The following is a 4,697-nucleotide window of genomic DNA, read 5'->3' as shown; positions in this document are numbered from 1 at the left end:
GGATCGGCGGCCCGGCGGTGCGGGCGGTCCTCGGCGAGGGCGCGCGCCATCTGCGCGGCGCCCAGCAGCCGGGCGGTCGGCGGCAGCATCGAGCCGGTGAGCCCGCGCGGATAGCCGGAGCCGTCCATCCGCTCGTAGACCATCGCGGCCGGTCCCGCGAGCACCGCCAGGTGGGGGCTGCGGGCCAGGACGCGTTCGGTGAGGTAGGGGACCATGCGTTCGCGTTCGCTCGCGGTCAGGGGTCCGGGCTTGTTCCAGATGCCGGTCGAGACGCCGATGGTACCGAGCCGGCACACCAGCCCGGCCCGGCGCAGCGTGGTCACCTGGTCGGCGGGGAGTCCGTATTCGCGGGCCGCCGCGGCGGCCAGATCGGCGACGGCGCGCGAATGGCCGAGGAACTAGGTGGCTTTCGCGTCGGCGTAGTCGGCGAACACCGTGAGCACATCGGTGAGTTCGGTCTCGGGGAGGGGTCTGTCGAGCGCGGCGCAGCCGTCGATGACGTGCTGCCAGGCGTCGACCCGATCCAGTCCGTCCAGTAGCGCGCCGTCGTCGCGGACGCACAACTCGACCAGTTCCGGGTCGAACTCGGTGCCGCTGCGCGAGCGCAACATGCGCATGGCGGCTTCGACACCACCCATCCGGGCGTGCACCTCGGCGTCGTCGGCGATGTGGACCACCCGCATCACCGGGATGATCCCGTCGCCGCGCAGACCCGACGGCACGCCGTGGCCGTCCCAGCGCTCGAAGGCCTGCGGTAGCGCGGTGCGGACCGCGGCGGGCAGCTCGAGGCGCTCGGCGATGTCGGCGAGGAACCGGCTCGCCACCGAGATCCGGTGCAGCGGTGAGCCGGTCGCGGCGAGGTGGCCGAGCAGGAAGGTCAGCATCGGCAGCCCGGTCTTGTCGATCCGGTAGCTGTCGGCCCTGATCCGCAGGGCATCGCCGAACCAGCGCGCCATCTCGGGGGAGTCCGCGACGCAACCGACCCACGCCAGCAGTGAAACGTAGTACGCGGCAGCACGATCGGCGTCGGACAGACCCGCGGCGGTGGCGAGCCGGGTGGCCGGCACGGTCTGACGCAAGACGTGCTCCTGCGGCTGGCCCGGGCCGAGGTCGGTGGCCGGCGACAGCGAGGCGACCAGTTCGGCCAGGCGCATCGGCCGGCGCGGCTCCGTCATGGTGATTTCAGAGGACCCCTTGCGCTCGATGCATTGTCGATATATCGTCGATAACGTCAAGAACAACGAGAGAGCCTGAGGAGGCTGTCATGCACAACGCAGAGAATCGAGAATTCGGACACTTCGGTCGCGGTCGTGGACCCGGCCCCGCGGAATTCGGTCCCGATCGGCGGCAGTTCCGCCGGGGCGGGCGACACGGGCACGGTCCCGAGTTCGGGCCGGGCTTCGGCCCCGGGTTCGGCCCGGGTTTCGGTCCCGGCTTCGGTCGTGGACGCGGCCGCGGCGGCCGGGGCAGGCGCGGTGACGTGCGCGCCGCGGTGCTGCTGCTGCTCGTCGAGCGGCCCATGCACGGCTACGAGCTGATCCAGCAGATCCGCGAGCGCAGCGACGACATCTGGCGTCCGAGCCCGGGGTCGATCTACCCCGCCCTGGCCCAGTTGGAGGACGAGGGACTGGTGCTCATCGAGAAGGTGGCCGGTCGCAAGACCGCCCAGCTCACCGGCGAGGGCAAGGCCTATGTCGAGGCCAATCGCGAGGAACTCGGTGACCCGTGGGCCGAGGTCAAGCAGGACGTCGGCGCCCAGGCGCTGGATCTGCGCGGCCTGGTCGGGCAGGTCATGGGCGCGGTCGGTCAGGTCGCCCAGGTCGGGACGGCGGAGCAGGCGGCCAAGGCCGCCGAGGTGCTCACCGAGACCCGGCGGGCGCTGTATCGGATCCTCGCCGAGGACGATGTCACGCCCGGGGACGACCCCCGATAATTCAGGGCACTCATACCCTCTTCCCGGGGGTGCGAAACCTGTGCGGACGGTGTAATTCTTTGGGATATGGAACAGCCGCGGCGCAGGTGGGTTTGGGGAACGGCACAAAGGCGACGAACGGGCGCGATCGCCTTAGCCGTGGCCGCGGTGTTCGCGGCGACGCTGACCTCGCCCGCCGCCGCCGAACCGGCCGGATACCGGCCCGCCCTGGTGCCGAACGAGCCGGGTCCCCGGCAAACCGACCATCTCGCCGCCGCCCGCTACCTCGCTACGCATCCCGCCGCGGTTCCGTTGGGGGTCAACGATTTCGGCTGTAAGCCGACCGCCGACCATCCGCGTCCGGTGGTGCTCGTGCACGGTACCGACTCGAGCGCGTACTCCGATTGGGCGGGTATCGGTCCGCAGCTCGTGGACGCGGGCATGTGCGTGTTCGCGCTCAACTACGGCGGCGCGCCGGGCGCCGACACCTACGGCACCGAGGACATGCGGGTCAGCTTCGCCCAGCTCGCCGCGTTCGTCGACGACGTGCTGGCGGTCACCGGGACCACGAAGGTCGACCTGGTCGGCTTCTCCCAGGGCGCCACGGTCAGCCGCTACTACGTCAACAAGCTCGGCGGGGCGGCGAAGGTCGGCACCTGGGTCGGCCTCGCCTCGCCCAGCTACGGCGGCGTCATGTACGGCCTGGTCCCGGTGGGGCAGGCGGTGCCCGGGATGATGGACGTCTTCGCCGAGGTCACCTCGACGGCGGCGGTCCAGCAGGCGCAGGGCGAGCCGCTCATGGTCGAGCTCAACGCGGGCGGCGACACCGTGCCCGGCGTCCGCTACGTCACCGTCGGCAGCCGCGTGGACGAGATGATCCAGCCCTTCGACAACATCGCCCTGCACGGCCCGGGCGCGGAGAACCTGGTCCTGCAGGATCTGTGCGCCGACGACCTGACCGGCCACTTCCACATGGTCTACGACCCGTTCGTGCAGCAGCTGCTGCTGCGGGTGCTGGATCCGGCCCACGCGCCGGCGCCCGTGTGCACACCGGTCGCGCTCGGCACCGGCATTCCCCAGGTGATCATCGCCGGGAACTCCTGACGACCACGCCGGGCGGGAGCATCGGCCGCGGTCACTAGAATGGGACGACCGCACTTCGTCCAGCCGGGAGCCGCCGCGTGACCATTCAGCCCGTTCGCCTGTTCGGCGATCCGATTCTGCGTTCCCGTGCGGATGCGGTCACCGAGTTCGGTGCCGAACTCGGTCAGCTCATCGCCGATCTCACCGAGACCATGCACGACGACGGCGGGGTCGGGATGGCGGCGCCGCAGATCGGGGTCGGGCTGCGGGTGTTCGTCTACGACACCGGCGACGCCGCGGGCCACGTGGTGAACCCGCAGTGGTCGGCGATCGGCGACGAGGAGCAGGTCGGGCCGGAAGGCTGCCTGTCGATCCCCGGCGTGCGTTACGACGTGCGCCGGGCGTTGCGGGTCGAGGTCTCCGGCGTCGACAGCGCCGGTGCGCCGGTCGAATTCGAGGCCGAGGGGCTGCTCGCGCGGTGTGTGCAGCACGAGACCGATCACCTCGACGGCGTGCTGTTCGTCAGCAAGCTCGAGCCCGGCGACCGGAAGGACGCGATGCGGACCATCCGCGAATCCGACTGGTTCCGCAACGGCGTCACCGTGCGTGAGTCCAGCGGTGTCGGCGGTGGCCGCTGATGCGCGTCGTCTTCGCAGGCACCCCCGAACCCGCGGTGCCGTCGCTGCGGCGGCTCATCGACAGCGATCGGCACGAGGTGATCGCCGTGGTCACCCGGCCCGATGCCGTCGCCGGTCGCGGTCGCAAGCTGCTGCGCTCGCCGGTCGGTCAGCTCGCCGACGAGCACGGCATTCCGGTACTCACCCCCCGCAAGCCGGCCGACCCCGAGTTCGTCGCCGCGCTGACCGAGCTCGCGCCGGACTGCTGCCCCGTGGTCGCCTACGGTGCGCTGCTGCCCCAGCAGGTGCTCGATATTCCCGCCCACGGCTGGATCAACCTGCACTTCTCGCTGCTGCCTGCCTGGCGCGGCGCGGCACCGGTGCAGGCGGCGATCGACGCCGGTGACGACATGACCGGCGCGTCGACCTTCCGCATCGAGGCCGGGCTCGACACCGGCCCGGTGTACGGCGTGATGACCGAGAAGATCAACGTCACCGACACCTCGGGCGAGCTGCTCGGTCGGCTGGCCGAGGGCGGCGCGGTCCTGCTGGAGCGGACCCTCGACGGAGTGGAAGACGGGACGCTGCAAGCGATTCCGCAATCCGCCGACGGCGTGTCCTACGCGCCCAAGGTGACCGTGGAAGCGGGCCGGATCCGGTTCGACGAGCCCGCACTGGCCATCCACCGCCGCATCAGGGCTGTCACCCCGGCGCCCGGCGCGTGGACCGAGATGAACGGACTGCGGCTCAAACTGGGCCCGGTCGAGATGGTGGAGGAAACCTTGCCCGAAAGCGAGATCGAGGTGCGCAAGTCCGGCGTCTTCGTCGGCACGTCGACCACAGCGATCCGGCTCGGGCAGGTCCAGCCACCCGGTAAGAAGATGATGAACGCCCTCGACTGGGCCCGCGGCGCGCGCCTGGCACCGGGTCAGGTGATCGGATGAGCGCCTCCGATCGCCGGCGCCGCCGGGAAGCCGACGCCCGCGGCGGCACGACGCCCCGGGACGAGAAGAAGGTCGCCGGCAAGGACGTCGACGGCGGCTGGGCGGCGCGTGCCGCCAAGGGCGGCGGGACGGTCCGCGCGG

6 protein-coding genes are annotated in these 4,697 nt (G+C 71.3%); 4 read left to right on the top strand and 2 right to left on the bottom strand.

The features are described from left to right. Window positions 1–368, bottom strand: a 368-nt coding sequence (locus V8688_RS31325) for an HD domain-containing phosphohydrolase (RefSeq protein ID WP_342802324.1), incomplete at its 3' end; no start/stop codon positions are given. Between the two features lie 30 nt (window positions 369–398). After that, window positions 399–1,175: an HD domain-containing phosphohydrolase gene (locus V8688_RS31320; RefSeq protein ID WP_342802322.1), complete on the bottom strand. Its 777-nt coding sequence runs from the start codon at window positions 1,173–1,175 to the stop codon at window positions 399–401. Between the two features lie 89 nt (window positions 1,176–1,264). Here V8688_RS31320 and V8688_RS31315 point away from each other — a divergent pair, with 89 nt between their 5' ends. The 4 genes from V8688_RS31315 (at window position 1,265) to fmt (ending at window position 4,556) form a co-directional block, all read left to right on the top strand. Then, the gene (locus V8688_RS31315) at window positions 1,265–1,933 is read left to right on the top strand and encodes a PadR family transcriptional regulator (RefSeq protein WP_218715833.1); all 669 of its coding nucleotides are present in this window, start codon (window positions 1,265–1,267) and stop codon (window positions 1,931–1,933) included. A 147-nt stretch (window positions 1,934–2,080) separates the two neighbouring features. Further along, window positions 2,081–3,016, top strand: a complete 936-nt coding sequence (locus tag V8688_RS31310; protein ID WP_342802323.1) for an alpha/beta fold hydrolase — start codon at window positions 2,081–2,083, stop codon at window positions 3,014–3,016. Between the two features lie 77 nt (window positions 3,017–3,093). Beyond that, window positions 3,094–3,633, top strand: coding sequence for a peptide deformylase (gene def, locus V8688_RS31305; protein ID WP_218715832.1), 540 nt, complete (start codon window positions 3,094–3,096; stop codon window positions 3,631–3,633). Then, on the top strand, window positions 3,633–4,556 hold the full coding sequence (gene fmt / locus V8688_RS31300) for a methionyl-tRNA formyltransferase (RefSeq protein ID WP_342802321.1): 924 nt from the start codon (window positions 3,633–3,635) through the stop codon (window positions 4,554–4,556). Before def ends, fmt begins: the two co-directional genes overlap by 1 nt. Window positions 4,557–4,697 lie beyond the last annotated feature (141 nt).

It is taken from the genome of Nocardia sp. No.11 (assembly GCF_038752175.1).
GTDB lineage: Bacteria > Actinomycetota > Actinomycetes > Mycobacteriales > Mycobacteriaceae > Nocardia > Nocardia canadensis.
This window is presented reverse-complemented; position numbering and strand designations above follow the sequence as displayed.